Annotated in this window: 1 protein-coding gene; it reads right to left on the bottom strand. The window is 55.8% G+C overall.

The annotated features are described in order from the left end of the window. Positions 1-147: 147 nt before the first annotated feature. Positions 148-337 (bottom strand): DUF6320 domain-containing protein (locus H6B10_RS15825; RefSeq protein ID WP_243427435.1); only part of this gene is annotated, 190 nt, incomplete at its 5' end.

Genomic DNA, 337 nt, shown 5'->3' with positions numbered 1-337 from the left:
GCTGCTGAACATGCGGCAGAAACTGGTGGACGATGACCGCGGCGGCCTGGAGGAGATGTTCCGTCTTTCCACCAAGCGGCGGGAAGCTTTCGACAAGCGATAAACCATAAAAAACACCCTGCATCCGATCCGGATGCAGGGTGTTTTTTACATATGCAGGCGTTTTTCCAGTTCGCTGCGCAAAGCGCGTCCCTGGAAGATGATCAATCCCAGGCAGGTGATCACGCTGATAATCAGGCAGATGACCCACGGCATACTGCGGGCATCCACCCGTCCGGTACCTACCTGGAACAACAACAGCAGATAGGGCAGCACACCGATGCCGATGTTCAGCAGC

The sequence above is a fragment of the Gemmiger formicilis genome, assembly GCF_016901605.1.
Classification (GTDB): domain Bacteria; phylum Bacillota; class Clostridia; order Oscillospirales; family Ruminococcaceae; genus Gemmiger; species Gemmiger formicilis_B.
This window is presented reverse-complemented; position numbering and strand designations above follow the sequence as displayed.